The 26,361-nt window shown below is 65.9% G+C and carries 23 protein-coding genes, 1 tRNA gene and 2 rRNA genes; 23 read left to right on the top strand and 3 right to left on the bottom strand.

Annotation, left to right across the window (positions count from 1 at the left end; genetic code table 11):
* Window positions 1-246 precede the first annotated feature (246 nt).
* The 8 genes from FBY28_RS03165 to recN all read left to right on the top strand — a co-directional run bounded on the left by FBY28_RS03165 (window position 247) and on the right by recN (window position 9,468).
* A 23S ribosomal RNA gene (locus FBY28_RS03165) occupies window positions 247-3,367 on the top strand.
* Window positions 3,368-3,556: 189 nt separating this feature from the next.
* Window positions 3,557-3,669 (top strand): 5S ribosomal RNA (gene rrf, locus FBY28_RS03160).
* A gap of 191 nt (window positions 3,670-3,860) precedes the next feature.
* Window positions 3,861-4,742 carry a tetratricopeptide repeat protein gene (locus FBY28_RS03155; RefSeq protein ID WP_141864181.1) on the top strand — a complete coding sequence of 294 codons (882 nt, stop codon included), beginning with the start codon at window positions 3,861-3,863 and terminating at the stop codon, window positions 4,740-4,742.
* Window positions 4,743-5,735, top strand: coding sequence for an HAD-IIA family hydrolase (locus FBY28_RS03150; RefSeq protein ID WP_141864178.1), 993 nt, complete (start codon window positions 4,743-4,745; stop codon window positions 5,733-5,735).
* Window positions 5,736-5,761: 26 nt separating this feature from the next.
* The gene (locus FBY28_RS03145) at window positions 5,762-5,953 is read left to right on the top strand and encodes a hypothetical protein (protein WP_023985929.1); all 192 of its coding nucleotides are present in this window, start codon (window positions 5,762-5,764) and stop codon (window positions 5,951-5,953) included.
* Between the two features lie 19 nt (window positions 5,954-5,972).
* On the top strand, window positions 5,973-6,779 hold the full coding sequence (locus FBY28_RS03140) for a TlyA family RNA methyltransferase (protein WP_141864176.1): 807 nt from the start codon (window positions 5,973-5,975) through the stop codon (window positions 6,777-6,779).
* Window positions 6,776-7,714, top strand: a complete 939-nt coding sequence (locus FBY28_RS03135) for an NAD kinase (RefSeq protein ID WP_141864174.1) — start codon at window positions 6,776-6,778, stop codon at window positions 7,712-7,714. Before FBY28_RS03140 ends, FBY28_RS03135 begins: the two co-directional genes overlap by 4 nt.
* A complete protein-coding gene (recN, locus tag FBY28_RS03130; RefSeq protein ID WP_286177692.1) occupies window positions 7,699-9,468 on the top strand; it encodes a DNA repair protein RecN in 1,770 nt (589 codons plus the stop codon). The genes FBY28_RS03135 and recN overlap by 16 nt, the downstream gene beginning before the upstream one ends.
* Before the next feature lies 1 nt (window position 9,469).
* Here the strand turns inward: recN and FBY28_RS03125 are convergent, their stop codons facing one another.
* Window positions 9,470-10,351 (bottom strand): pyridoxamine 5'-phosphate oxidase family protein, encoded by an 882-nt coding sequence (locus tag FBY28_RS03125; RefSeq protein ID WP_141864172.1) that lies wholly within the window; start codon window positions 10,349-10,351, stop codon window positions 9,470-9,472.
* A gap of 7 nt (window positions 10,352-10,358) precedes the next feature.
* Entirely contained in the window at window positions 10,359-10,814 is a 456-nt protein-coding gene (locus FBY28_RS03120) for a VOC family protein (protein ID WP_141864169.1), read from the bottom strand.
* A gap of 107 nt (window positions 10,815-10,921) precedes the next feature.
* Between FBY28_RS03120 and FBY28_RS03115 the strand changes: the two genes are divergently transcribed.
* The 14 genes from FBY28_RS03115 (at window position 10,922) to FBY28_RS03045 (ending at window position 24,625) form a co-directional block, all read left to right on the top strand.
* Window positions 10,922-11,446 (top strand): CGNR zinc finger domain-containing protein, encoded by a 525-nt coding sequence (locus FBY28_RS03115; protein ID WP_141864167.1) that lies wholly within the window; start codon window positions 10,922-10,924, stop codon window positions 11,444-11,446.
* 100 nt (window positions 11,447-11,546) lie between these two features.
* Entirely contained in the window at window positions 11,547-12,731 is a 1,185-nt protein-coding gene (gene steA / locus FBY28_RS03110; RefSeq protein WP_019512120.1) for a putative cytokinetic ring protein SteA, read from the top strand.
* Window positions 12,732-12,757: 26 nt separating this feature from the next.
* Window positions 12,758-13,687 (top strand): copper transporter, encoded by a 930-nt coding sequence (locus FBY28_RS03105; protein ID WP_141864165.1) that lies wholly within the window; start codon window positions 12,758-12,760, stop codon window positions 13,685-13,687.
* A 178-nt stretch (window positions 13,688-13,865) separates the two neighbouring features.
* The gene (gene pyrG, locus FBY28_RS03100; protein WP_141864163.1) at window positions 13,866-15,638 is read left to right on the top strand and encodes a CTP synthase; all 1,773 of its coding nucleotides are present in this window, start codon (window positions 13,866-13,868) and stop codon (window positions 15,636-15,638) included.
* Window positions 15,631-16,251, top strand: a complete 621-nt coding sequence (locus FBY28_RS03095; protein WP_141864161.1) for an NUDIX domain-containing protein — start codon at window positions 15,631-15,633, stop codon at window positions 16,249-16,251. Before pyrG ends, FBY28_RS03095 begins: the two co-directional genes overlap by 8 nt.
* Window positions 16,248-17,195, top strand: a complete 948-nt coding sequence (gene xerD / locus FBY28_RS03090; RefSeq protein WP_141864159.1) for a site-specific tyrosine recombinase XerD — start codon at window positions 16,248-16,250, stop codon at window positions 17,193-17,195. The genes FBY28_RS03095 and xerD overlap by 4 nt, the downstream gene beginning before the upstream one ends.
* A gap of 111 nt (window positions 17,196-17,306) precedes the next feature.
* Complete coding sequence (locus FBY28_RS03085) at window positions 17,307-18,200, top strand: ParA family protein (RefSeq protein WP_019512125.1); 894 nt, start codon at window positions 17,307-17,309, stop codon at window positions 18,198-18,200.
* Window positions 18,197-19,033, top strand: a complete 837-nt coding sequence (locus tag FBY28_RS03080) for a segregation/condensation protein A (protein ID WP_019512126.1) — start codon at window positions 18,197-18,199, stop codon at window positions 19,031-19,033. Before FBY28_RS03085 ends, FBY28_RS03080 begins: the two co-directional genes overlap by 4 nt.
* On the top strand, window positions 19,033-19,761 hold the full coding sequence (gene scpB, locus FBY28_RS03075) for an SMC-Scp complex subunit ScpB (RefSeq protein WP_174241524.1): 729 nt from the start codon (window positions 19,033-19,035) through the stop codon (window positions 19,759-19,761). The genes FBY28_RS03080 and scpB overlap by 1 nt, the downstream gene beginning before the upstream one ends.
* A 1-nt stretch (window position 19,762) precedes the next feature.
* Entirely contained in the window at window positions 19,763-20,506 is a 744-nt protein-coding gene (locus FBY28_RS03070) for a pseudouridine synthase (RefSeq protein ID WP_030137475.1), read from the top strand.
* Entirely contained in the window at window positions 20,503-21,189 is a 687-nt protein-coding gene (cmk, locus tag FBY28_RS03065; protein ID WP_141864156.1) for a (d)CMP kinase, read from the top strand. Before FBY28_RS03070 ends, cmk begins: the two co-directional genes overlap by 4 nt.
* Window positions 21,186-22,604 (top strand): ribosome biogenesis GTPase Der, encoded by a 1,419-nt coding sequence (der, locus tag FBY28_RS03060; RefSeq protein WP_019512130.1) that lies wholly within the window; start codon window positions 21,186-21,188, stop codon window positions 22,602-22,604. Before cmk ends, der begins: the two co-directional genes overlap by 4 nt.
* Before the next feature lie 103 nt (window positions 22,605-22,707).
* On the top strand, window positions 22,708-23,490 hold the full coding sequence (locus FBY28_RS03055) for a sulfite exporter TauE/SafE family protein (protein ID WP_141864154.1): 783 nt from the start codon (window positions 22,708-22,710) through the stop codon (window positions 23,488-23,490).
* Window positions 23,491-23,698: 208 nt separating this feature from the next.
* Window positions 23,699-24,625, top strand: a complete 927-nt coding sequence (locus tag FBY28_RS03045; protein WP_141864152.1) for a sulfite exporter TauE/SafE family protein — start codon at window positions 23,699-23,701, stop codon at window positions 24,623-24,625.
* Here FBY28_RS03045 and FBY28_RS03040 read toward each other — a convergent pair.
* Complete coding sequence (locus FBY28_RS03040) at window positions 24,605-26,095, bottom strand: cryptochrome/photolyase family protein (RefSeq protein ID WP_286177691.1); 1,491 nt, start codon at window positions 26,093-26,095, stop codon at window positions 24,605-24,607. The two genes, FBY28_RS03045 and FBY28_RS03040, sit on opposite strands and share 21 nt — an antisense overlap.
* A gap of 101 nt (window positions 26,096-26,196) precedes the next feature.
* Between FBY28_RS03040 and FBY28_RS03035 the strand changes: the two genes are divergently transcribed.
* Window positions 26,197-26,273, top strand: a tRNA-Pro gene (locus FBY28_RS03035).
* Window positions 26,274-26,361 lie beyond the last annotated feature (88 nt).

The raw sequence follows: 26,361 nt of genomic DNA, 5'->3' as shown, positions 1-26,361 counted from the left end.
CGCATGCTCGTTGGAGTGTGTGGGTCGGCCGCGAGGGACCAGGCGTTGTTCTGGTGTTCGGACGGTGTTTGTTGTTGCCCTGCTTTGGTGGTGGGGTGTGGTGTTTGATTTGTGGATAGTGGTTGCGAGCATCTAGCACGCAAGGAGACCCTGACTGGGGCGCTGGCTTTTGGCTGGTGTTGTTGGTTGGGGTGTTGTTGTGTGTGTTTGATGTGCAATTTCTTTTTTTTGATCTGGTTTTTTGTGTTGTAAGTGTTTAAGGGCGCATGGTGGATGCCTTGGCATTAGGAGCCGATGAAGGACGTGGGAGGCTGCGATATGCCTCGGGGAGCTGCCAACCGAGCGTGGATCCGAGGATGTCCGAATGGGGAAACCCAGCACGAGTGATGTCGTGTTACCCAACGCTGAATATATAGGCGTTGGGGGGGAACGCGGGGAAGTGAAACATCTCAGTACCCGTAGGAAGAGAAAACAACAGTGATTCCGTGAGTAGTGGCGAGCGAAAGCGGAGGATGGCTAAACCGTATGCATGTGATACCCGGCGGGGGTTGTGTGTGCGGGGTTGTGGGGCGTTTCTTCTCAGCACCGCCGTGCTGGGCGACAGTGAGAAAAGTGTGTGTTAGTCGAAGGGCCTGGGATGGTCTGTCGTAGAGGGTGAGAGTCCCGTAGGCGAAAACATGCACTCTGTTGTGAGACTGTTCCCCGAGTAGCAGCGGGCCCGTGAAATCTGCTGTGAATCTGCCGGGACCACCCGGTAAGCCTGAATACTTCCTAATGACCGATAGCGGATTAGTACCGTGAGGGAATGGTGAAAAGTACCCCGGGAGGGGAGTGAAATAGTACCTGAAACCGTGTGCCTACAATCCGTCAGAGCCCTCCTTCGTGGTGGGGTGATGGCGTGCCTTTTGAAGAATGAGCCTGCGAGTCAGGGACATGTCGCGAGGTTAACCCGTGTGGGGTAGCCGCAGCGAAAGCGAGTCTGAATAGGGCGTATCCAATCCAGAGGGGTTGGTGTAGTGGTGTGTTCTGGACCCGAAGCGGAGTGATCTACCCATGGCCAGGTTGAAGCAGCAGTAAGATGTTGTGGAGGACCGAACCCACTTAGGTTGAAGACTGAGGGGATGAGTTGTGGGTAGGGGTGAAAGGCCAATCAAACTCCGTGATAGCTGGTTCTCCCCGAAATGCATTTAGGTGCAGCGTTGCGTGTTTCTTACCGGAGGTAGAGCTACTGGATGGCCGATGGGCCTCACAAGGTTACTGACGTCAGCCAAACTCCGAATGCCGGTAAGTGAAAGCGTGGCAGTGAGACGGCGGGGGATAAGCTCCGTGCGTCGAGAGGGAAACAGCCCAGATCGCCGGCTAAGGCCCCTAAGCGTGTGCTAAGTGGAAAAGGATGTGCAGTCGCGAAGACAACCAGGAGGTTGGCTTAGAAGCAGCCACCCTTGAAAGAGTGCGTAATAGCTCACTGGTCAAGTGATTGTGCGCCGATAATGTAGCGGGGCTCAAGCACACCGCCGAAGCCGCGGCATCAAAACTTGTTTTTGATGGGTAGGGGAGCGTCCTGCACCCAGTGAAGCAGCCTGGTAATGGAGCTGTGGAGGGTGTGGGAGTGAGAATGCAGGCATGAGTAGCGATAAGGCAAGTGAGAACCTTGCCCGCCGAAAGACCAAGGGTTCCTGGGGCAGGCCAGTCCGCCCAGGGTGAGTCGGGACCTAAGGCGAGGCCGACAGGCGTAGTCGATGGACAACGGGTTGATATTCCCGTACCCGTGTGTGCGCGCCCATGATGAATCAGAGGTACTAACCGCCCAAATGGTGGCCTATCCAATCCTTCGGGAGCGGAAAGTCGCCGGCTGCGTGGGACCTTCTCTGGTAGTAGTCAAGCGATGGGGTGACGCAGGAAGGTAGCCGTACCAGTCAGTGGTAATACTGGGGCAAACCTGTAGGACGAGTGATAGGCAAATCCGTCGCTCATATGTCTGAGAGGTGATGCATAGCCGAGTGAGGCGAATTCGGTGATCCTATGCTGCCGAGAAAAGCCTCTAGCGAGCTCACACACGGCCCGTACCCCAAACCAACACAGGTGGTCAGGTAGAGAATACTAAGGCGTACGAGTTAACTATGGTTAAGGAACTCGGCAAAATGCCCCCGTAACTTCGGGAGAAGGGGGACCTCCATACCGTCAACACCTTTGCGGTGGGTAGCGGGAGGGGGTGGCACAAACCAGTGAGAAGCGACTGTTTACTAAAAACACAGGTCCGTGCGAAGTCGCAAGACGATGTATACGGACTGACGCCTGCCCGGTGCTGGAAGGTTAAGAGGACCCGTTAATCCTTCGGGGTGAAGCGGAGAATTTAAGCCCCAGTAAACGGCGGTGGTAACTATAACCATCCTAAGGTAGCGAAATTCCTTGTCGGGTAAGTTCCGACCTGCACGAATGGCGTAACGACTTCTCAACTGTCTCAACCATAGACTCGGCGAAATTGCACTACGAGTAAAGATGCTCGTTACGCGCGGCAGGACGAAAAGACCCCGGGACCTTCACTACAACTTGGTATTGGTGCTCGATACGGTTTGTGTAGGATAGGTGGGAGACTGTGAAGCATGCACGCCAGTGTGTGTGGAGTCGTTGTTGAAATACCACTCTGATCGTATTGGGCCTCTAACTTCGAACCGTATATCCGGTTCAGGGACAGTGCCTGGTGGGTAGTTTAACTGGGGCGGTTGCCTCCTAAAATGTAACGGAGGCGCCCAAAGGTTCCCTCAACCTGGACGGCAATCAGGTGTTGAGTGTAAGTGCACAAGGGAGCTTGACTGCGAGACGTACATGTCGAGCAGGGACGAAAGTCGGGACTAGTGATCCGGCACCTCTGAGTGGAAGGGGTGTCGCTCAACGGATAAAAGGTACCCCGGGGATAACAGGCTGATCTTCCCCAAGAGTCCATATCGACGGGATGGTTTGGCACCTCGATGTCGGCTCGTCGCATCCTGGGGCTGGAGCAGGTCCCAAGGGTTGGGCTGTTCGCCCATTAAAGCGGCACGCGAGCTGGGTTTAGAACGTCGTGAGACAGTTCGGTCTCTATCCGCCGCGCGCGTCAGAAGCTTGAGGAAACCTGTCCCTAGTACGAGAGGACCGGGACGGACGAACCTCTGGTCTACCAGTTGTCCCACCAGGGGCACTGCTGGATAGCTACGTTCGGACAGGATAACCGCTGAAAGCATCTAAGCGGGAAACCTCTTCCAAGACCAGGCTTCTCACCCTTTTAGAGGGATAAGGCCCCCCGCAGACCACGGGATCGATAGACCAGACCTAGAAGACTAGTAATAGTCGCAGGGAACTGGCACTAACCGGCCGAAAACTTACACACACCCACCCCCGGGTGGGTAGCAAACACACCATGTGTAAGAAAAGATGACGCACCTCAAACGTGACGCCCGCAACCACACACATCCACATCGGATACGTAGAAACCAGCAATGGTTTCCACACCCCACCACCAAAACACAAAGATTTCCCACGACACACAGTGGGACGCCCAGAAAAGGGTGAATAAAGTTACGGCGGCCATAGCGGCAGGGAAACGCCCGGTCCCATCCCGAACCCGGAAGCTAAGCCTACCAGCGCCAATGATACTACCCAACAGGGTGGAAAAGTAGGACACCGCCGAACACAAATTGGTCCTCGGCCCTCCAACCAACAATTGGAGGGCCGAGGCATTTGTGCATCTATGACCATTTGTCAGCCATTTTTTATTGACCGAATCAATTGGCAAGAAATGGTTGTATTCAGTGCAACTGTCGTGATTAGCCGCCTCCCGGCTATCCTTTCTGCGAGACGGTTGATCAATCAGGAAGGCGACTGTGGCCGAGGACAGACAAGGCAACAGCGACGATCGGCGGCAGCGCCGGGCAACGGGCGACAATCCGCGTTCCGGAGGGAACAGCGGTCAACGCTCGAGCGCCGACGGTGCGCAGCGTTCCGGTAGCGGCGGTTACGCGCGTCGCGGTGGACGCGATCGGCCGAAGCCGCCACGGTCGGACGGTCCGCGGCGAGACTTCCGGGGCGGTAGCGAGAACATCACCACCGGACCGCGTATCCCCAACGAGATCGAGGCCAAGCAGCTGGCCCCGGAGATCCGCAGCGAGCTCATCACCCTCGACAAGTCGACCGCCGATGTGGTCGCCCGTCACCTGGTGGCGGCCGGTGAACTCCTCGAGGAGGATCCCGCTGCGGCGCTGGAGCATGCGCGGGCCGCGCGGGCCCGTTCGGGCCGGATCGCCGCGGTGCGCGAGGCCGTCGGGATCGCCGCGTACTACTGCGGTGACTGGGCACAGGCGTTGGCCGAGCTTCGCGCCGCGCGGCGGATGGGTAGCAAGTCCGCACTACTGCCGTTGATCGCCGATTGCGAGCGCGGGGTCGGACGCCCGGAGCGGGCGATCGAGCTGGCGCGCAGTCCCGAAGCCGACGAGCTCACCGGTGACGACGCCGAGGAATTGCGGATGGTCGTGGCGGGCGCCCGCTCGGATCTGGGTCAGCACGAGCAGGCGCTGGCCATCCTGTCGAGCCCGCCGCCGGATCCGGCTCGGCCGGGGACCACCAGTGCCCGGCTGTTCTACGCCACGGCCGAGACTCTGCTCGCATTGGGCCGCGCGGACGAGGCGGTCCAGGCGCTCATCAACGCCGCGGCGGCCGATGTCGAGGGCGTCACCGACGCCGAAGAACGACTCGCCGAGCTCACCTAGATGGCTTCGCTGGCGCAGGAGCACGATTGCCTGCTCTTGGATCTGGACGGCACGGTCTTCCGCGGACACGAACCCACACAGGGGGCCGTGGACAGTCTGGCCGCGGTGCAATCCCGCGCCCTGTTCGTCACCAACAACGCGTCCCGTTCGGCATCCCAGGTGGCCGAGCATCTCGGCGAGCTCGGGTTCACCGCGCGCGATGAGGATGTCGTCACCAGCGCCCAGAGTGCGGCACGACTGGTCGCCGAACAGGTGCCCGCCGGTTCTGCGGTCCTGATCGTCGGGACGGATGCACTTGCCGCCGAGATCGACGCTGTCGGTCTCGTGCCTGTCCGCACGTTCGCCGCCGATCCGGTCGCCGTGGTCCAGGGCCACAACCCGGACACCGGATGGTCCATTCTCGCCGAGGCTGCCCTGGCCATCCGGGCCGGCGCGCTCTGGGTGGCCGCGAACGTGGACCGCACATTGCCCTCCGAGCGCGGGCTGCTGCCCGGCAACGGGTCGATGGTCGCCGCGCTGCGCACCGCCACCGATTCCGAGCCCCAGGTCGCCGGAAAGCCGGCACCGAGCCTGATGAAGGACGCACTGGCACGCGGGGAGTTCGGCACACCGCTGGTGGTCGGCGACCGTCTCGATACCGATATCGAGGGCGCCAATGCCGCTGGCTTGCCGAGCCTGATGGTCCTGACCGGGGTCAACGACGCCGCCGACATGGTGCGGGCGGCGCCCGGTAGTCGACCGGACTTCCTCGCCGCGGACCTGCGGTCTCTGCATACCGCCGCCGATGACCTGCGCATCACGGCGCACCCGGCCTGGCAGGTCGATATCGACGGCACGACTGCGACCGTACGGTCGACCGGGGTCGCGACGGCTGACGACCTCAGTATCGTGCGCGCCACTGCCCACGCCGTGTGGTCGGCCTCGGCACTCGTGATCGAGGCCGGCGACGATACCGCGCGGTCGGCGCTGCACCGCTGGTCGTTGCTGGGCTGAGCCCATCGGCTAGCGTGATCAGCGATATGAGTACCGAACCCGAGCAGATCCGCGCCGGTATCGCGGCGCTGCTGGCCGACCTGCCGGATCTCGAAGCCGGCGGGCTGGAAGACGCCGATATCGATGCGGTGGCCGTACGCCTCGAAGAGGCGCATGACCTGTTGGTGCGTGCTCTGGAATCCGTGGAGGGCCGAGGCGACGCGAATCGGGGGCTGTGATTCCGATGACGGCGATCCGATGACGCGGCGTGCACGGGTGGATTCCGAGTTGGTCCGGCGGGGGCTGGCGCGCTCGCGTCAGCAGGCGGCTGAACTGATCTCGGCCGGCCGGGTTCATATCGACGGAATGCCGGCCGCCAAGCCGGCCACCACGGTTGCCGTCGACGCCAAACTGACCGTCGCCGCCGACGAACGGGTGTGGGTGTCGCGCGGTGCGCACAAGTTGATCGGTGCGCTCGACGCGTTCGGAGTCTCCGTCACCGGTCGGCGCTGCCTGGATGCCGGGGCGTCCACCGGTGGATTCACCGAGGTGCTCCTGGACCGCGGCGCATCCGAGGTCGTGGCGGCAGATGTCGGATACGGGCAGCTGGCCTGGTCGCTGCGTTCCGATGACCGGGTGCAGGTGCTGGAACGCACCAACGTCCGCTCGCTCACCCCGGACCTGATCGGCGGACCGGTGGACCTCATCGTCGCCGATCTGTCCTTCATCTCACTGGCCACCGTGCTGCCCGCGCTGACTTCCTGTGCCTCCCCGCAGGCCGATATCGTTCCGATGGTGAAGCCCCAATTCGAGGTCGGCAAGGACCGGGTGGGTGCCGGTGGGGTGGTCTCCGATCCCGCCCTGCGCGCCGAGGCGGTGCTGGCTGTTGCGCAGCGAGCCGCCCAATTGCATTGGCACGCAGTGGCTGTCACCGCGAGCCCGCTTCCGGGGCCGTCGGGGAACGTGGAGATCTTTCTCCGGTTGCGCACCGGCGACGACACCGCACTGACCGGTGCCGATCTCGAACGGACCATCCAGCAAGCGATCGATGAAGGGCCGCAATGACCTCCCAGGAATCGAGCCCGGGCCGCACCATCCTGTTGGTGGTGCACACCGGGCGCGAAGAGGCCACCGAGACCGCCCGCCGGGTGGAAAAGGTGCTCGGTGAGCACGGCATCGCGCTGCGGGTGCTGACGGCCGAAGCCGTCGACCGAGGGTCGCTGCACCTGGCGCCCGGTGAGATGCGTGCCCTCGGCGTCGACATCGACGTCGTCGATGCCGACGAGCAGGCCGCCGAGGGATGCGAGCTGGTTCTCGCCCTCGGTGGTGACGGTACCTTCCTGCGCGCCGCCGAACTTGCCCGCAATGTCGAGATCCCGGTTCTCGGAATCAATCTCGGCCGGATCGGTTTCCTGGCCGAGGCGGAGGCCGACGCTATCGACAAGGTGCTCGATCACGTCATCGCCAGGGACTATCGCGTCGAGCAGCGCATGACACTGGACGTCGCGGTCCGCCAGGACGGTGCGGTGCGTGACCGCGGATGGGCCCTCAACGAGGCGAGCCTGGAGAAGGGCCCGCGCCTGGGTGTGTTGGGGGTGGTGCTCGAGGTCGACGGGCGCCCGGTATCGCAGTTCGGCTGTGACGGTGTGCTGGTATCGACGCCGACGGGTTCGACGGCCTACGCGTTCTCCGCGGGGGGACCCATTCTGTGGCCCGACCTGGAGTCGATTCTGGTGGTACCCAACAATGCTCACGCGTTGTTCGCCCGCCCGATGGTGACCAGTCCGGATGCGTCCATCGCCATCGAGGTCGAAGCCGGTGGTAATGACGCGATTGCCTATTGCGATGGGAGACGCAAGATGGTGGTGCCTGCCGGGGCTCGTCTGGAAGTGACCCGCTGCGGTACGTCGTTGAAGTGGGTTCGCCTGGACAGTGCGCCGTTCACCGACCGGCTGGTGCGCAAGTTCCGGCTGCCGGTCAAGGGATGGCGCGGCCAGTAGTGCTCTCCGAAATCCGAATCGAGTCGTTGGGTGCGATCAGCTCGGCGACCGCAGAGTTCGACCGCGGCCTGACGGTGCTGACCGGTGAGACCGGCGCCGGTAAGACGATGGTCGTGACAGGCTTGCATCTGCTCGGCGGCGCCCGCGCCGATGCCAGCAGGGTGCGCACCGGCGCCGGCCGGGCGGTGGTGGAGGGCCGGTTCAGCACCACCGAACTCGGTGCCGACGTGGCATCGCGGATCGACGACATCCTGGAATCGTCGGGTGCCGAGCGCGATGACGACGACAGCGTGATCGCCGCGCGCTCGGTGAACCGGGAGGGGCCTTCGCGGGCGTACCTCGGCGGGCGCAGCGTGCCGGCCAAGTCGTTGAGCACCTTCACCAATGAACTACTGGCCCTGCACGGGCAGAACGACCAATTGCGCCTGATGCGGCCCGACGAGCAACGCGGCGCATTGGATCGCTATGCCGATGTGACCGCGCCGTTGCGGCGATATCGCGCGGCGCGCGAGCAGTGGTTGGCCGCCCGCCGGGACCTGACCGACCGCACCGAGCGCGCGCGCGAACTGGCGATGGAGTCGGACCGTCTGACCTTCGGGCTCAACGAGATCGACACCGTGGATCCGTCGCCGGGTGAGGACGAGGCACTGGTCGCCGATATCCGCCGACTCTCCGAACTCGATGCGCTGCGCGATGCCGCAGCGGTGGCCCGGGGATGGTTGGCGGGTCCCATCGACGATGACGGCTCCGAATCTGCCTCGGCCGCGAACGGTGTGGCTCAGGCCAGAGCCACGTTGAGCGCCACTGATGACGCAGCGTTGCAGGCGTTGGGTGAGCGGCTGGTCGAGGCGATCGCCGTGATCGGCGACGTGTCCAGCGAGCTGGGCGATTTCCTTGCCGAACTGCCCAGTGATGCCAGCACCTTGGAATCCAAGCTGGCCCGTCAGGCCGAGCTGCGGGGGTTGACCCGCAAGTACGCCCCGGATATCGACGGCGTCCTGGCCTGGGCGGCGGAATCGCGGACCCGGCTGGCCCAACTCGACGTCTCCGAGGAGGCGCTCGCCGGATTGCAGGCCCGCGTGGACGAACTGCACGCCACGGTCGTCGCTGCCGCTGCCGACCTGACGAAAGCGCGCACCAAGGCCGCCAAGGGACTGGCCAAGGCGGTGTCTGCCGAGCTGTCCGGGCTCGCGATGGCCGGGGCGGATTTCGGCATCTCGGTCTCCGCGCTGCCCGCACGCGCGGACGATTCGGCGCCGGTGACCTTGGCCGACGGTACCGCTGCACACGCGGGCCACGACGGGGTGGACGCTGTCGAATTCGGCTTCGCCGCGCACAAGGGCACCGAGCTGCTGCCGTTGGCCAAGAGCGCATCGGGCGGTGAGTTGTCCCGGGTGATGCTCGCTCTGGAAGTGGTGCTTTCGGCCTCCGACGAGGGCACCACGATGGTGTTCGACGAGGTCGACGCCGGTGTGGGTGGGCGCGCCGCCGTGCAGATCGGTCGCCGGCTCGCCCGGCTGGCCCGGACCCATCAGGTCATCGTCGTCACGCATCTTCCCCAGGTGGCCGCGTATGCCGACACCCATCTGGTGGTCGAGAGCGGACCGAAGTCCAGCCGGGTGGTGCGCCTCGACGACGAGGAGCGGGTGGCCGAGCTGGCGCGCATGCTGGCCGGTCTCGGTGATACCGACAGCGGACGCGCACATGCCCGCGAGCTGTGGGAGTCCGCCCAGCGTGACCGCGCCGAGGGCTGAATCAGGCCGGGTTGGCCGGCGACAACGCCGCGGTGCTCCAGTGCAACGGGCTGACGTCGGAGATCTCGATCACCTCGGCGATGTCGAACTCCACGAAACACTGTGCGCCCTCGGCACTTTCCCACACGATCTCGGCTGTCCCGGTCAATTGCAGGGTGCTTCCGGTGTCCCAGTCCGGGATCAGCAGACCGACGCTGGGGTTGGTGGCGATGTTGCCCAGCGTCATGAACATCGAGTTGCCCCGATAGTCGGGCCAGCGCAACCGAGTGGGGGAGAGGACCTCCAGGAAGCCGGGATTCCCACCGCGGTGTGAGGCATCGGCGTTGCCGTCGGGGTCGGCGGATCCGATGAAGAACGTGTCGGCCGCCGCGATCCGGCGTCGCAGGCCGTCATCGAGGACAGCTGTCCTACGCAGATCTCGTCGTGCGGGCGGGGCCGACACTCCCTCGATGTGCCTGCGTGAGATGTACTTCGGGCAGTTCGAATACACCTGATCGGGATGGATGGACAGCCCGGCGCCGGTGTTCGTCGCGATGCCGTTGATGCGCATCCGGTGCCGGCTCTGCGGTTCGATGGCGATCATGCCCACCTGCCGTGGGCGACCGTTCAGGACATCGTGCAGGGGATCGCCGGGGACGGGCAGCGCGTCGAGGTGCACGACATCGTCGTCGACGTGCATGAATCCCACCGGCCCGGTGAGCAGGCCGGCCCAGACTCGGCGGGCGTCGTCGGTGGCCGCGAGGACGGCCATCGGCTGCTCGCTTAGGAAATCAGCTGCGGCCTGGGGTATCTCGTCGCGCACCATCCTGCTCAGACGTTGTGCAATATCGCTCTGGCCCAGTCGACGCTGCACCGCCAGCTCGCCCGCGTGGTAGATGGTCATCGCGGGCTCAGAAGAATCCGCAGGTGGGTGACTCGCCGTGCGGTGCCGGTGCGCTGTCGGCGCCGTCGGGTGCGAAGACCTCCAGCCGGATGCCGTCGGGGTCGGTGAAGAAGATGCCTCCCGAGGACGCACCCTCACCGTGGGCGACGATCCCGTCATGGGCGAATTGCACACCGCGTTCCTTGAGCGCCGCCTCCACGGTGCGGACATCGTCGAGGGTGTCGACCTGAAAGGAGAGGTGGTGCAGACCCGCTGTACGGATGGAGAATTCATGATCGCTCTGCTGCCAGAGGGTGAGGCGAAGTGCGCCGTCGGCGCCGAGGAAGGCGAATTGGCGGTCGCCTTCGCCGCCGCGGCGCAACACCTCGAACCCGAACGCGTGGCGGTAGAAGTCGGCGCTTCGGTCGATGTCGGTGACGTTCAGTCCGATGTGTCCCGGGCTGGTGGTGGGGGTGCTGGACATCTCTACTCCATTCTAACCGTTGGAACTCAAATTGAAGGTTAGGTCTGTCGATGAACAACGGTCAACCGGTCAAATCTATTTCGAGGGTTAGTCACGTAGGCTGAGGTATGCGCGATCCCCGCCCGCACCTCGGCGAGCCCCTGGCGCTGGATCTGCTCAACACCAACTGGATGTCCGACGGCCGGGTGCAGGATCTGCTGGTCGATGTGTCGGGCCTGCAGTGCTGGCTGGACACCAACGGGTTGGCCGAACGGTGCGTGGCCGACGAGAAGATGCGCGTCGCCCTGGTGCGCACCCGCGACGCGGTGCTGCGTGTCCTCGCCGATGGCGCGGTGGACCAGCTCAACGCGGTCCTCGAGCACGGTCGAATTCGGCGCCGGTTGACCGAGGGAGGTCCCCGCGATGAGGCCGATGTGGCAGAGCCGGAATGGCTCCCGGGATGGTTGGCCGCCGAGGATCTGCTGCGGATGCTCGCCGCGTCTCCCGATCGGATCAAGCAGTGTGCCCATGAGCATTGCGTGCTGTGGTTCTACGACACGTCGAAGAACGGCACGAGGCGCTGGCATTCGATGACGACGTGCGGCAACCGTGCCAAGGCGGCCCGGCACTACGCGGCGGCGAAGCGAGACTGACACCGTTGTGGTGTTGCAGTTGTGACAAAAGAAAACTACTGGGGCTGATGTTACGGCGCGCCTCCACCTCAACTTGAGGGTTCGAGTCCAGAATCGGCTCATGAAGATGTCAGCGTTGCTATCGCGTAATGCCAGCTCAAAGCCGGGCGTCATCGGTACGGCCCGCGTTGATCGCGACATCGACCGATTGCTTCGCCGTATCGGGCCGGGCGACATCGTCGTCCTCGACGCCCAGGACCTCGATCGCATCACCGCCGATGCGCTCGTCGAAGCCGAGGTCGCCGGTGTGGTGAACGCCTCGCCGTCGATCTCCGGACGCTATCCCAATCTGGGTCCCGAGGTGTTGGTCGCCAACGGCATCGTCCTCATCGACGAGGCGGGGCCGGAGATCTTCAAGAAGATCAAGGACGGCGCCAAGATCCGGCTCAACAATGGTGGTGTCTACTCCGGTGACCGACGCATCGGTCTGGGCGCCGAGCGCACCGATCTGGAGATCCACGAGCTGATGGTGGAGGCCAAGAGCGGTCTGGTCGCCCATCTCGAGGCGTTCGCGGGCAACACCATCGAGTTCATCCGCAGCGAGAGTCCGCTGCTGATCGACGGCATGGGCATCCCCGATATCGACGTCGACATGGACCGGCGCCACGTCGTCGTCGTGGCCGAGGGTGCATCGGCCGCCGATGATCTCAAGGCGCTCAAACCGTTCATCAAGGAGTACCAGCCGGTGCTCGTGGGTGTCGGGGCCGGCGCAGACCTGCTGCGCAAGGCCGGCTACCGCCCGGCGCTCATCGTCGGCGATCCCAGCTCCATCAGCACCGACGCGCTGCGCTGCGGCGCCCAGGTGGTGCTACCGGCCGACGCCGACGGGCATGCGCCCGGCCTGGAGCGCATCCAGGATCTCGGTGTCGGGGCCATGACCTTCCCGGCGGCCGGATCGGCTGCCGATCTGGCGCTGCTGTTGTGCCACCACCACGGCGCCTCGCTGATCGTCACCGCCGGGCACAGCGCGACCATCGAGGAGTTCTTCGATCGCTCGCGCCAGCAGAGCAATCCCTCGACGTTCCTGACCCGGCTCAAGGTCGGCGAGAAGCTCGTGGACGCCAAGGCGGTCTCCACTCTGTACCGCAGCCGGGTTTCCGGCGGCGCGATCGCCCTGCTGGTGCTGGCGATGCTGCTGGCGGTCATCGTGGCACTGTGGGTGACCCAGGCCGACGCCGCGGTCATCGACTGGGTTGTCGACTACTGGAACCGTTTCCTGATCTGGGTACAGGGCCTGGTTTCCTAGCCATTCTCAGTTGACGGGAGCAGATCGTGATTTCTCTTCGCTCACATGCCATTTCGCTGGCCGCCGTCTTCCTGGCGCTGGCTGTCGGCGTGGTCCTGGGATCGGGCCTCTTCGCCGATACCGTGCTGTCGGGACTGCGCAACGACAAGGCCGATCTGCGGACGGAAATCGAGACGCTCACCGACGAGAAGAATGAGCTCAACGAAAAGCTGAGCGCAGCCGGTGAATTCGATGCGCTGATGGCTCCGCGGATGCTGCGCGATACCCTGCGCGGCACCACGGTGGTGATGTTCCGAACCCCCGATGCCGCGGACGACGATGTCGAGGCGGTCACTCGGATGGTCACCCAGGGCGGTGGGACTGCCACCGGAACCATTTCCCTGACACCGCAATTCGTGGACGCCAACTCCTCGGAGAAGCTGCTGTCGGTGGTCAACTCGCCGATCGTTCCCGCCGGTCGGCAGCTCGCCACCACCTCCGTCGACCAGGGTTCGCAGGCCGGTGACCTGTTGGGCATCGCCCTGCTGTCCGGCAAGGATCCGGCCGTGCCCGATGATCAGCGTGATGTCGTCCTGCAGACCCTGCGCGACACCGGATTCATCACCTATGACGGCCAGATCGGTGCCGCCGACACCGCGGTGATCATCACCGGCGGCTCACTCGGCGACGACGCGGGCAACCGGGGCGCCACGGTCGCGCGGTTCGCCGGGGCACTGGCACCACACGGTGGTGGGACGGTGCTGGCCGGCCGTGACGGTTCGGCGACCGGGACCGCGGCGGTGGCGGTCACCCGATCGGACGCGGCGCTGTCCAACACGGTGACCACCGTCGACGACATCGGTGCCGAATCCGGGCGGATCACCACGGCGCTGGCCCTCAGCGATCTGTTGCGCGGGAGCCAGCCCGGCCGGTACGGCATCGGCCAGGGTGCGACGTCGGTCACGGTGCCGCAGTAACTCAGGGTTACATCTCGTCGCTTCGCTCGCCCGGGACTTGATTTCCCGTCGCTTCGCTCGCCCGGGTTACGGCGCGTCAGTATCCGCATGTCCGCGCTGGTGTTAAGGTGAGATTCCGTGGGTCGGCAGGCCCTGAGTAGGCCAAAACCTATTCGCCCCATCGCCACGGAGGTTGCACTTGCCCGGCCAGGCCAAACCGTTACGGAAGCACCCGCAGACTGCGACCAAACACCTCTTTGTCAGCGGTGGTGTCGCGTCGTCACTGGGTAAGGGCCTCACGGCCAGTAGCCTCGGCCAGCTGCTCACCGCACGCGGTCTGCAGGTGACGATGCAGAAGCTCGATCCCTACCTCAACGTCGATCCGGGCACCATGAACCCGTTCCAGCACGGTGAGGTGTTCGTCACCGAGGACGGCGCCGAGACCGACCTGGACGTCGGTCATTACGAGCGCTTCCTGGACCGGGATCTGTCCGGTTCGGCCAACGTGACGACCGGACAGGTCTACTCGACGGTCATCGCCAAGGAACGCCGCGGCGAGTACCTCGGCGACACGGTCCAGGTCATCCCGCACATCACCGACGAGATCAAGCGTCGCATCCTGGAGATGGCCGAGCCGGACGCCCAGGGCAACCGGCCCGACATCGTCATCACCGAGATCGGTGGCACCGTCGGCGATATCGAATCGCTGCCGTTCCTGGAGGCCGCCCGTCAGGTCCGCCACGAGGTCGGTCGTGACAACTGCTTCTTCCTGCACGTCTCGCTGGTGCCCTACCTGGCGCCCTCGGGTGAGCTCAAGACCAAGCCCACCCAGCATTCGGTGGCCGCATTGCGCAGCATCGGTATCAGCCCTGACGCGTTGATCCTGCGCTGCGATCGCGATGTGCCGGAGGGCCTGAAGAACAAGATCGCCCTGATGTGCGATGTCGACATCGACGGCGTCATCTCCACTCCCGACGCCCCGTCCATCTACGACATCCCCAAGGTGCTGCACCGCGAGGAACTCGACGCCTACGTGGTGCGCAAGCTGAACCTGCCCTTCCGTGATGTCGACTGGACGCAGTGGAACGATCTGCTGCAGCGTGTCCACGAGCCTCGTGAGACGGTGCGAATCGCGTTGGTGGGCAAGTACATCGACCTTTCCGATGCCTATCTGTCCGTCGCCGAGGCGCTGCGCGCGGGTGGTTTCAAGCACTACGCCAAGGTGCAGATCGACTGGATCGCCTCCGATGACTGCGAGCTCGACGCCGGCGCGATCGCCGCGCTCGACGGCGTGCACGGTGTGCTGATTCCCGGTGGCTTCGGCATCCGCGGCATCGACGGCAAGATCGGTGCCATCCGGTACGCCCGCAAACGTGGGGTGCCGGTGCTCGGCCTGTGCCTGGGGCTGCAGTGCATCGTGATCGAGGCCGCCCGCTCGGTCGGCCTGACCGAGGCCAGTTCGGCCGAGTTCGATCCGGACACCCCGGATCCGGTGATCGCCACCATGGCCGATCAGCTCGATGCGGTCGCCGGTGACGCCGACCTCGGCGGCACCATGCGGCTGGGGGCCTACCCGGCGGTGCTGCAGCCGGGCTCGATCGTGGCGACTGCCTACGGCGCCACCGAGGTCTCCGAGCGGCACCGGCACCGCTATGAGGTCAACAACACCTACCGCGACCGCATCGCCGAGAGTGGCTTGAAGTTCTCCGGGACCTCACCGGACGGGCACCTCGTCGAGTTCGTGGAGTACGGCGCCGACGTGCATCCGTTCCTGGTCGGCACGCAGGCCCATCCCGAACTCAAGAGCCGGCCGACCCGGCCCCATCCGTTGTTTGCGGCGTTCATCGGCGCGGCGTTGGATTACAAGGCCGCCGAACGACTTCCGTTGGAGGACGTGGAACGCTCAAGCAACGGTGTCGAGCATGGTGAGGACGCGGATCAGCCCTCGCCCGAGCCGGCGCAGCGTGGCTGAGCACGAGTTCGTCACCCGAGCGAGTGAGACCGCGCACGTCGGCAAGATCCTCGCGCTGCGCATCGACGAGGCGCAGATGCCCGGAGGGCACGGTGCCCGCCGCGAGGTGGTCGAACACTTCGGTGCGGTCGCCGTCGTCGCGATGGACGACGACGACCGCATCGCGATGGTCTACCAGTACCGCCATCCCGTCGGCCGCCGGTTGTGGGAACTGCCGGCCGGACTGCTGGACATGGGTGGTGAGCCGCCGGCGTCGACGGCGGCCCGCGAGCTGCACGAGGAAGCCGGCCTGACAGCCGAAAACTGGTCGGTGCTGGTCGATATCGTGACCTCGCCGGGCTTCAGCGATGAGAGCGTGCGGGTGTTCCTGGCCACCGGGTTGTCCGATATCGGCCGTCCCGAGGCCGACGACGAAGAGGCCGACCTCACGATGGAGTGGGTGCCGCTGGCCGACGCGGTGCGCCGCGTCCTGAGCGGTGAGATCGTCAATTCGATTGCCGTCGCCGGGATTCTGGCCGCGAATGCCGCACCCGACCGATCGGCGCTGCGTCCTGTCGATGCGCCGTGGCTGGACCGTCCCACCGCTTTCGCCGCGCGGCAGGACCACCGGTGACCACCGCGACCGGCGCGCTCGACGATCAGGTGCAGGGCTACCTGGACCACCTGGCCATCGAGCGCGGGGTCGCGGCCAACACCATCAGTTCCTACCGGCGCGATCTGCGCCGCTACGCCGAGTATCTGCAGGGTCGCGGCATCGTCGACCTCCGTGCGGTCGGTGAGAACGATGTCAGTGAGTTCCTCGTCGCGCTGCGCAAAGGCGATCCCGACCTCGGTGCGGTCCCGCTGTCGGCGGTCTCGGCGGCCAGAGCGCTGGTCGCCGTCCGCGGCCTGCACCGGTTCCTGGCCATCGAGGGCGTCGTCGAGGTCGACGTCGCGCGCGCGGTGAAGCCACCCACCCCCTCGCGGCGCCTCCCCAAGAGTCTGTCGGTCGACGAGGTGCTGGCCCTGCTGGAGGCTGCCGGTGGCGATCGGGACGCCGACGGGCCGCTGAGTCTGCGCAACCGGGCGCTGCTGGAGTTGCTCTATTCGACGGGGGCGCGCATCTCCGAGGCCGTCGGCCTGGACGTCGACGATGTCGACACCGAGTACCGGTCGGTGCTGCTGCGCGGAAAGGGCGGCAAGGACCGGCTAGTGCCGGTGGGCCGGCCGGCCATCAGCGCACTCGACGCGTACCTGGTGCGGGGCCGCCCGGAGCTGGCCCGGCGCGGTAAGGGCACCCCCGCGATCTTCCTGAACGCCCGGGGCGGCCGGTTGTCCCGGCAAAGCGCCTGGCAGGTGCTGCAGGACGCGGCCGCGGCCGCCGGGATCGCCTCGGCAGTCTCCCCGCACACCATGCGGCACTCCTTTGCCACCCACCTGCTCGAAGGCGGTGCCGACGTGCGCGTCGTGCAGGAACTGCTGGGTCACGCCTCGGTGACCACCACCCAGATCTACACACTGGTCACCGTCAGCGCGCTGCGCGAGGTGTGGGCCGGGGCGCACCCCCGGGCGCGCTGAAGTCGCCGGGGGCATAGCCAGCGGGTCTGCCGTCACGGCGGGTTGTGCACAGCTAGACTCTGCTGCGATGTTCGCCATGGATGAGTGCCGCCTGACCTCGGTGGCTGCGCCGTGAGCGACGACGTCGGCGGCGGTGGCAGCCTGAACCTCGGCATCGAGCCGCAGGTGGAGCTGGGCCTCACCGGACGGCCCGTCCGAGAGATCCCGGAACCGGCGCCCCGCACCATCCACGGTCCGGCCAAGGTCATCGCCATGTGCAACCAGAAGGGCGGCGTCGGCAAGACGACATCGACCATCAATCTGGGTGCCAGCCTGGCCGAATACGGCCGGCGGGTGCTGCTGGTCGACCTGGACCCGCAGGGTGCGCTGTCGGCGGGGTTGGGTGTGCCGCACTACGAGTTGGACCACACGGTCCACAACCTGCTGATCGAGCCGCGCGTCTCGATCGACCAGGTGCTGATCAAGACCCGCGTCAGCGGTCTGGACCTGGTGCCCAGCAATATCGACCTGTCCGCGGCGGAGATCCAATTGGTCAACGAGGTCGGCCGCGAGCAGTCGCTGGCGCGGGCGCTCTACCCGGTCCTCGACCGCTATGACTACGTCCTCATCGACTGCCAGCCGTCGCTGGGCCTGCTCACCGTCAACGGCCTGGCCTGCGCCGACGGCGTGATCATCCCGACCGAGTGTGAGTACTTCTCACTGCGCGGGCTGGCGCTGCTGACCGACACCGTGGACAAGGTCCGCGACCGGCTCAACCCCAAACTGGACATCAGCGGCATCCTGGTCACCCGTTATGACCCGCGCACCGTGAACGCGCGCGAAGTGATGGCACGGGTTGTCGAGCGCTTCGGCGATCTGGTCTTCGACACCGTGATCACCCGTACCGTACGGTTCCCGGAGACCAGTGTCGCCGGTGAGCCGATCACCACGTGGGCGCCGAAATCCACTGGGGCCGTGGCGTATCGGTCGTTGGCCCGCGAGGTCATCGCCCGGTTCGGTTCGTGAGCGACGACACAGCTCCCGCGACCGCCGAGGCGTCCGAAACCAGTGAGGCCAAAGCGGGCTTCCAGGTTCGGCTGAGCAATTTCGAGGGCCCCTTCGACCTGCTGTTGCAGTTGATCTTCGGCCACCGCCTCGACGTCACCGAGGTGGCGCTGCATCAGGTCACCGATGAGTTCATCGCGTACACCAAGGAGATCGGCCGCCAGCTCGAACTCGACGAGACCACCGCTTTCCTGGTGATTGCGGCCACACTGCTGGACCTCAAGGCGGCCCGGCTGTTGCCCGCCGGCGAGGTGCACGACGAGGAGGACCTCGCGCTGCTGGAGGTCCGCGATCTCCTGTTCGCCAGACTGCTGCAGTACCGCGCGTACAAGCACGTCGCGTTGATGTTCGCCGAGCTGGAGGCTGCGGCGCTGCGCAGTTACCCGCGTTCGGTATCCCTGGAACCGCGCTTCGAAGAGCTGTTACCCGAGGTCATGATCGGTGTGGACGCCGATCGCTTCGCTCAGATTGCGGCGGCGGCGTTCACCCCGCGGCCGGTGCCCAGCGTGCGGCTGGACCACCTGCACGTGCAGCCGGTATCGGTGCCCGAGCAGGCCATGCGCCTGATGGGTCTGCTGGAACAGCGCGGGATCGGGGGTTGGGCGTCCTTCGGTGATCTGGTCGACGGGTGTGACGTGATGCAGATCGTCGGCAGCTTCCTGGCGCTATTGGAGCTCTACCGGGCCAGGGCGGTAGCATTCGAGCAAGTAGAACCGCTCGGTGTGCTCCAGGTTTCGTGGACCGGGGATCGGCCAACCAACGAACACCTGGCAGCCGCAGTGGAAGAAGACTGATGACCGACAATGTGACCGACACCGAGCTGGACGCCGCCGATATCGGCGAGCTCGGTCCGGCCGACGCCACGGACGCCGAGTCGGAGACCGAATCCCTCGACGATGCCGAACTGCGGTCGGTGTTGGAAGCCCTGCTGCTGGTGGTGGATACCCCGGCGTCGCTGGACGCGCTGGCCTCGGCCACCGGTGAGCCGATCGACCGGATCGCCGCCATCGTGACCCAGCTGGCCGCCGAACTCACCGAGCGCAACAGCGGTATCGATCTGCGTGAGGCCGGCGGCGGCTGGCGGATGTACACCCGCGCCCGGTACGCGCCCTATGTGGAGCGGCTGCTGCTCGACGGGGCGCGCTCGAAACTGACCCGCGCGGCGCTGGAGACCCTCGCGGTGGTCGCCTACCGACAGCCGGTCACCCGTGCCCGGGTCAGCGCGGTCCGTGGCGTCAACGTCGACGCCGTGATGCGAACGCTGTTGGCGCGCGGTCTGATCACCGAGGCCGGTACCGATTCAGACAGCGGGGCAGTCGCTTTCGCGACCACCGAGCTGTTCCTGGAGCGGCTGGGGCTGTCGTCGTTGGCGGATCTGCCCGATATCGCACCGCTGTTGCCCGATGTCGATGTCATCGACGATCTGAGCGAGAACCTGCACGATGAGCCGCGCTTCGCCAAACTCGGCGCCGCGGCTGCCGTACCCGAGCCGCCCGCCGGCATCGACGTGGACAAGGACTGACATGAACGAGCCGGACGGTGTCCGCTTACAGAAGGTGTTGTCGCAAGCCGGGGTTGCCTCCCGGCGGGTGGCCGAACGGATGATCCTCGACGGTCGCGTCGAGGTGGACGGCCGGATCGTGACCGAGCTCGGCACCCGGGTGGACCCCGACAACGCCGATATCCGGGTGGACGGTACCCGCGTCATCGTCAACGAGGATCTGGTCTACCTGGCCATCAACAAGGAGCGCGGCATGCACTCCACGATGTCCGATGACCGGGGCAGGCCGTGTGTCGGCGATCTGGTGGAGCACCGGGTGCGCGGTAACAAGAACCTCTTCCACGTCGGCCGGCTGGACGCCGATACCGAGGGGCTGCTGATCCTGACCAACGACGGTGAGCTGGCGCACCGGCTGATGCACCCGTCCTACGAGGTGCCCAAAACCTATGTCGCCACCGTCATCGGACGCGTGCCGCGCGGATTGGGCAAGAAGCTGCGCGAGGGCGTCGAACTAGACGACGGCCCGGTCACGCTCGACGATTTCGCCGTCGTGGACACCCTGCCCGGCAAGACGCTGGTCAAGGTGACCTTGCACGAGGGACGCAAGCGCATCGTCCGCCGGACGTTGGCTGCGGTGGGTTTCCCGGTGGAAGCGTTGGTGCGCACCGATATCGGCACGGTGAACCTGGGGGACATGCGCCCCGGCAGCATCCGGGTGTTGACCCGCAAGGAGATCGGCGAGTTGTACAAGGCGGTGGGAATGTGAGCACGGGACCGACGATCGCGCTGGACGGGCCTGCCGGCACCGGTAAGTCCTCGGTGTCGCGAGGTTTGGCCCGCGCGATGGGCATGCGCTACCTCAACACCGGAGCGATGTACCGCATCGTGACGCTGGCCGTGTTGCGTGCCGGGGTCGATCTCGACGATGCCGAGCGGGTGGCAGCGGTCGCGGCTGATGTCGACCTGGCGGTCAGCTATGACCCCGACCACGACGAGGCATTCCTCGGCGGTGAGGACGTCTCGCAGGAGATCCGCGGCGACGAGGTCACCGGTGCGGTGTCGGCCGTCTCGGCGGTACCCGCCGTGCGCACCCATCTGGTTCGGCTGCAGCGGGAGCTGGCCGCCGGTGACGGTGGCGTGGTGGTCGAGGGCCGCGATATCGGGACCGTGGTGCTCACCGACGCGGACGTGAAGATCTTCCTCACCGCCTCGGCCGAGGAACGGGCGCGCCGGCGCAACGTCCAGAACATCGCGGCCGGGCTCGGTGACGACTACGAGGCCGTGTTGGCCGATGTGCAGCGCCGCGACCATCTGGATTCGACGCGGGCGGTGTCACCGCTGCGTCCGGCCGAGGACGCCGTGATCGTGGACACCAGCGATATGGACGAGGCCGCCGTGGTGGCCCACCTGCAGGACCTTGTGGCACAACGGGTGGGAGCACACCGATGACCGAGGACGGTACGTGGAACGACGAAAGCGACTGGGATTCGGTCGTTTTCGAAGAAGGCGCGGACGAAGAAGAATCGGCGCCACCTCCGGTGGTGGCCGTGGTGGGCCGGCCCAATGTGGGTAAGTCCACGCTGGTCAACCGGATCCTCGGCCGCCGCGAGGCCGTCGTGCAGGACATCCCCGGGGTGACCCGTGACCGGGTGTCCTACGACGCGAGCTGGTCGGGCCGACGGTTCGTCGTGCAGGACACCGGCGGCTGGGAGCCCGACGCCAAGGGGTTGCAGCAGAAGGTCGCCGAGCAGGCGGCGATCGCGATGCAGACCGCCGACGCCATCATCATGGTCGTCGATACGACCACCGGGGCCACCTCGGCCGATGAGGCGGCCGCCAAGAAGCTGCAGCGTTCGGGCAAGCCGGTCTACCTGGCCGCCAACAAGGTCGACAACGAACGCGGTGAGGCCGACGCGGCCGCACTGTGGTCGATGGGCCTGGGGGAGCCGCACCCGATCAGCGCGATGCACGGTCGTGGCGTGGCCGACCTGCTGGACGCGGTGTTGGCCGAGCTGCCCGAGGTGTCCGAGGTGGGCGGCGGCGGTCCCGGTGGGCCGCGGCGCGTCGCGCTGGTGGGCAAGCCCAACGTGGGCAAGAGCTCGCTGCTGAACCGGTTGGCCGGCGACGAGCGCTCGGTGGTCCACGATATTGCGGGCACCACCGTCGACCCGGTGGACTCGCTGATCGAATTGGACGGCAAGCCTTGGCGTTTCGTCGACACCGCCGGTTTGCGGCGCAAGGTCGGTCAGGCCAGCGGGCACGAGTTCTATGCCTCGGTGCGCACCCACAGCGCCATCGATTCCGCCGAGGTGGCCATCGTGCTCGTCGACGGATCGGTGCCGTTGACCGAGCAGGATCTGCGGGTGTTGACCATGGTGATCGAGGCAGGCCGGGCGCTGGTGCTGGTCTTCAACAAATGGGATCTGGTCGACGAGGACCGGCGCTACCTGCTGGACAAGGAGATCGACCGGGAACTGGTGCAGATCCAATGGGCACCGCGGGTCAACATCTCGGCCAAGACCGGTCGCGCCGTGCAGAAGCTGGTGCCTGCCCTGGAGACGGCGCTGCGGTCCTGGGACATGCGGATCCCGACCGGCCGACTCAACACGTTCTTCAAGGAGATCGTGGCCGCGACGCCGCCGCCGGTGCGCGGCGGTAAGCAGCCCCGCATCCTGTTCGCCACGCAAGCCGCCTCCCGCCCGCCGACCTTCGTCCTGTTCACCAGTGGGTTCCTGGAGGCCGGTTATCGCCGGTTCCTGGAGCGCAAGCTGCGCGAGACGTTCGGCTTCGAGGGCAGCCCGATCCGGATCAACGTGCGGGTGCGCGAGAAGCGCGGAGCCAAGGCCGGCGGAGCGAAGCGTTAGCGGAGCGACCTAGGGGCGGGCAGCGAAGCGCTAGCGGAGCGACCCGACGGCGCGGAGCCAAGCGCTGGCAGCGGCGCTGGAGCACCTGGGTAGGGTGGCCGAAGTGTCGACGACCCACATGATCCTCATTGCTCTGGCCGGAGTGGGAGCCGGCGCCATCAACGCGATCGTCGGTTCCGGCACGTTGATCACCTTCCCGACCCTGGTGGCACTTGGTTTTCCGCCGGTGACCGCGACCATGTCCAACGCCGTCGGCCTGGTCGCCGGTGGGGTGTCGGGAACCTGGGGATATCGCCGCGAGCTGCGCGGGCAGTGGAACCGGTTGCGTTGGCAGATCCCGGCCTCGCTGGTGGGTGCCGGTTGCGGAGCGTGGTTGCTGCTGCACCTGCCGGAGAAGGTGTTCCAACAGGTCGTGCCGGTGCTGCTGGTGCTGGCGCTGGCGCTGGTGGTGGTCGGCCCGCGCATCCAGGCTTGGGCGCGCCGCCGTGCCGAAGCCCAGGGACAGTCGGTGCACGACATCAGCGTGGGCCGGATGGCGGCGCTGATCACCGGGACCTTCGTCGTCGGGATCTACGGCGGCTACTTCACCGCCGCCCAGGGCATCCTGCTGATCGCGGTGATGGGTGCGCTGCTGCCCGAGGACATGCAGCGCATGAATGCCGCCAAGAACCTGTTGTCGCTGCTGGTCAACATCGTTGCGGCGGTGGCGTACACGGTGGTCGCCTTCGACCGGATCAGCTGGGCTGCGGCCGGCCTGATCGCCATCGGGTCGCTGATCGGCGGTTTCCTGGGCGCACACTACGGCCGACGGCTGTCTCCCGGGGCGCTGCGCGCGGTGATCGTCGTGGTGGGATTGATCGGGCTCTATCGATTGTTGACCGTGTAGGCTGACTCCGATTTACGGCTCACGAAGGGACTGTTCAGATGGCTGATCGCGTGTTCATCACGCCGTCGCCGTCGGACGCGTTCGCCCTTGAGCCGTTCTGGCCTTCCCGCCGGTTGATGGCGTTCGACGAATGGTGTTGTCCGCGTCCCTGACGCGTCCCATTCGTCGCGGTCCCCGTGTGCGGTGACCACCATCCCCGAGAGCAGCCATGCGTTCGCTTCTGATCTTCACCCTTGTCGGTGCCGGTGCCCAACTCGTCGACGGCGCGCTGGGAATGGCCTTCGGTGTCACCGCCACCACGCTGCTGGTGCTCTCCGGGGTGGGCGCGGCCCAGGCCAGCGCCGCGGTGCACCTGGCCGAGGTGGGCACGACGTTCGCTTCCGGTCTGTCGCACTGGAAGTTCAAGAACATCGACTGGAAGTTGGTCGGCAAGCTCGGCGGGCCCGGCGCGGTGGGTGCCTTCCTGGGGGCGACCGTGCTGTCCTCGTTGTCCACCGAGCATGCGGCCCCGCTGATGGCGGCCATCCTGGTGGGTATCGGGGTGTACGTGCTGTTGCGGTTCTCGCTGCGCACACCGCTGACCTTTGGTGCCAAGGGCACCAGTCACAGCGTCAAGTTCCTTGCCCCGCTGGGTCTTTTCGGCGGGTTCATCGACGCCTCCGGCGGTGGTGGCTGGGGACCGGTGACCACCAGCACGCTGCTGTCGCAGGGCAAGACCGCGCCGCGCACCGTCATCGGATCGGTCAGTGCCTCGGAGTTCCTGGTCGCGGTCTCGGCGTCGCTGGGCTTCCTGATCGGTCTGCGTCAAGAATTCCTGGAGAACTGGCCGGTGGTCGTCGGTCTCATGGTCGGCGGTGTGATCGCCGCGCCGTTCGCGGCGTGGTTGGTCACCAAGGTCAGCCCGGCGCTGCTGGGCTCCGCCGTGGGCGGCGTCATCGTGCTGACCAACAGCCAGAAGCTGGTGCACTTCTTCGACGTGCAGTGGCCGTGGTCGACGGCGATCTACTCGGTCATCGTGGTGGTGTGGGCGTCGCTGGTGGTCTATGCGTGGCGGGTGTCGCGCGCACCGAAGTTCGCCCCGGCCGAGGCCGACGAGGCCGCATCGGACGTCGCGTCAGAAACGGTCCCGCGCTGACTCCTGCTCCAACACCGCCTCGATATCGCCGAGTCGATCCATCGACGACACCGCCCGCCGGGTCCGCATGTTCTTGGCCAGCCGGTCGCGGTGACGGTAGGTGAAGGCCCAGTAGCCGGCGGTGAAGGGGCAGGCATCGTCGCCGACGCGTTTCTTCGGGTCGTAGGCACAGTCGCCGCAGTGGTCGCTCATCTTGTTGATGTAGGCGCCGCCTGATGTGTAGGGCATGGTCGCCAGCAGGCCTGCGTCGGCGTGCTGGCTCATGCCGATGACGTTGGTGGGCATGACCCAGCGGAAGCCGTCGACGTAGGCGGTGGCGAACCAGTCGGTGAGCTCGTCGGGCCGGTATCCGCGCTGCAGCGCGTGGCTGCCCAGGATCATCAGCCGCTGGATGTGATGGTTCCAGCCGCGGTCGCGCAGCCCTTCCAGCGCGGAGCGTAGGCAGGCGGCGGTGACGGCGTCCGCATCCAGGTCGGCCCACCAGTCGGGTAACCGGGTGTGGGCCTCGAGTTCGTTGTTGGTTGTGTAGTCCGGGCCGAAGTGCCAGTACAGATGCCACATGTATTCACGCCAGCCCAGGATCTGGCGGATGAAGCCCTCGACGGCGGCCAGCGGCGCGTCGCCGTCGCGGTAGGCCCGCTCGGCGGCCTCGACAGCATCCAGGGGGTGTAGCACGCCGAGATTGAGGGGAACCGACAGCAGTGAGTGCGACATCGCCCAGTCCTGGCTCATCATGGCGTCCTCGTAGCGGCCGAAGGCCGGCAGCCGGTGTTCGATGAATCTCTTCAGTGCGCGGCGCGCTTCTGCCGGGGTGACGGCGAACAGGCGCGGACCGTCGTTGCCGATGGTGTCCAGGTCGAGGGCATCGAGGTCGCGGCGGACCTGGGCGTCGATATCGTCCTCGCGCGGTTGGTAGGGCGCCGGGACGTCGAGGGTGCGCTGTTTTCTCGGCGGCGACTCGCGGTTGTCCTCGTCGTAGTTCCACCGGCTGCCGACGGGGTCCTTACCCTCCATCAGGACGTCGAAGCGGCGACGTTGGTCGCGGTAGAAGTCCTCCATGCGGAAGCGGGTGCGCTCGCCGGCCCAGCTCTGGAAGTCCTTGCGCGGCAGCGCGAAGGTCGGGGTCGGCAGGACCTCGGTCACCAGACCCTGCTTCTGTAGTCGGTGGACGAACTTCTCGGCCGCGTGCGAAGTCGGTTCGTGGACCACGACGGGCTTGTTGAAGTTCTCCAGGGCCTCGGTGTAACTGTCGGCCTGGATGAGGGTGGCGCGGTCGCCGAGGTCATGGGCGGCATGGCGCAGCGCCGAGAGCACCAGGTGCAGCTTCTGGCGGTGGTAGCGGCGCTTACCCAAGGCCGCGGTGGACTCGATGAGCAGCACCTCGCGGTGGGCGTGCTCACCGCCGTAGACGGCCGGCCCGAGCTGGTCGGCGAACAGCCACAGGGGAGTGTCGTCACGGGTGTCTGGCACCACTGATCAGTACCCAGATCCGTGACGGATGACGCGGTTGGGATTTGGGTGGGGGCCTGAGGTAGAGTTTCGCTCGCCTACCGGCGATCCCGGAAGGCACTCGGGCTGTGGCGCAGCTTGGTAGCGCACTTGACTGGGGGTCAAGTGGTCGCAGGTTCAAATCCTGTCAGCCCGACCAAGAAAACCCGCTCTGACCTCGGTCGGAGCGGGTTTTGTCATTTCGGCGAGTCCTCGGATTTTGCCCAGTGTCCCAACAGTGTCCCAAG

It is taken from the genome of Arthrobacter sp. SLBN-53, assembly GCF_006715585.1.
In the GTDB taxonomy this organism is placed as follows: Bacteria; Actinomycetota; Actinomycetes; order Mycobacteriales; family Mycobacteriaceae; genus Mycobacterium; species Mycobacterium neoaurum_A.
This window is presented reverse-complemented; position numbering and strand designations above follow the sequence as displayed.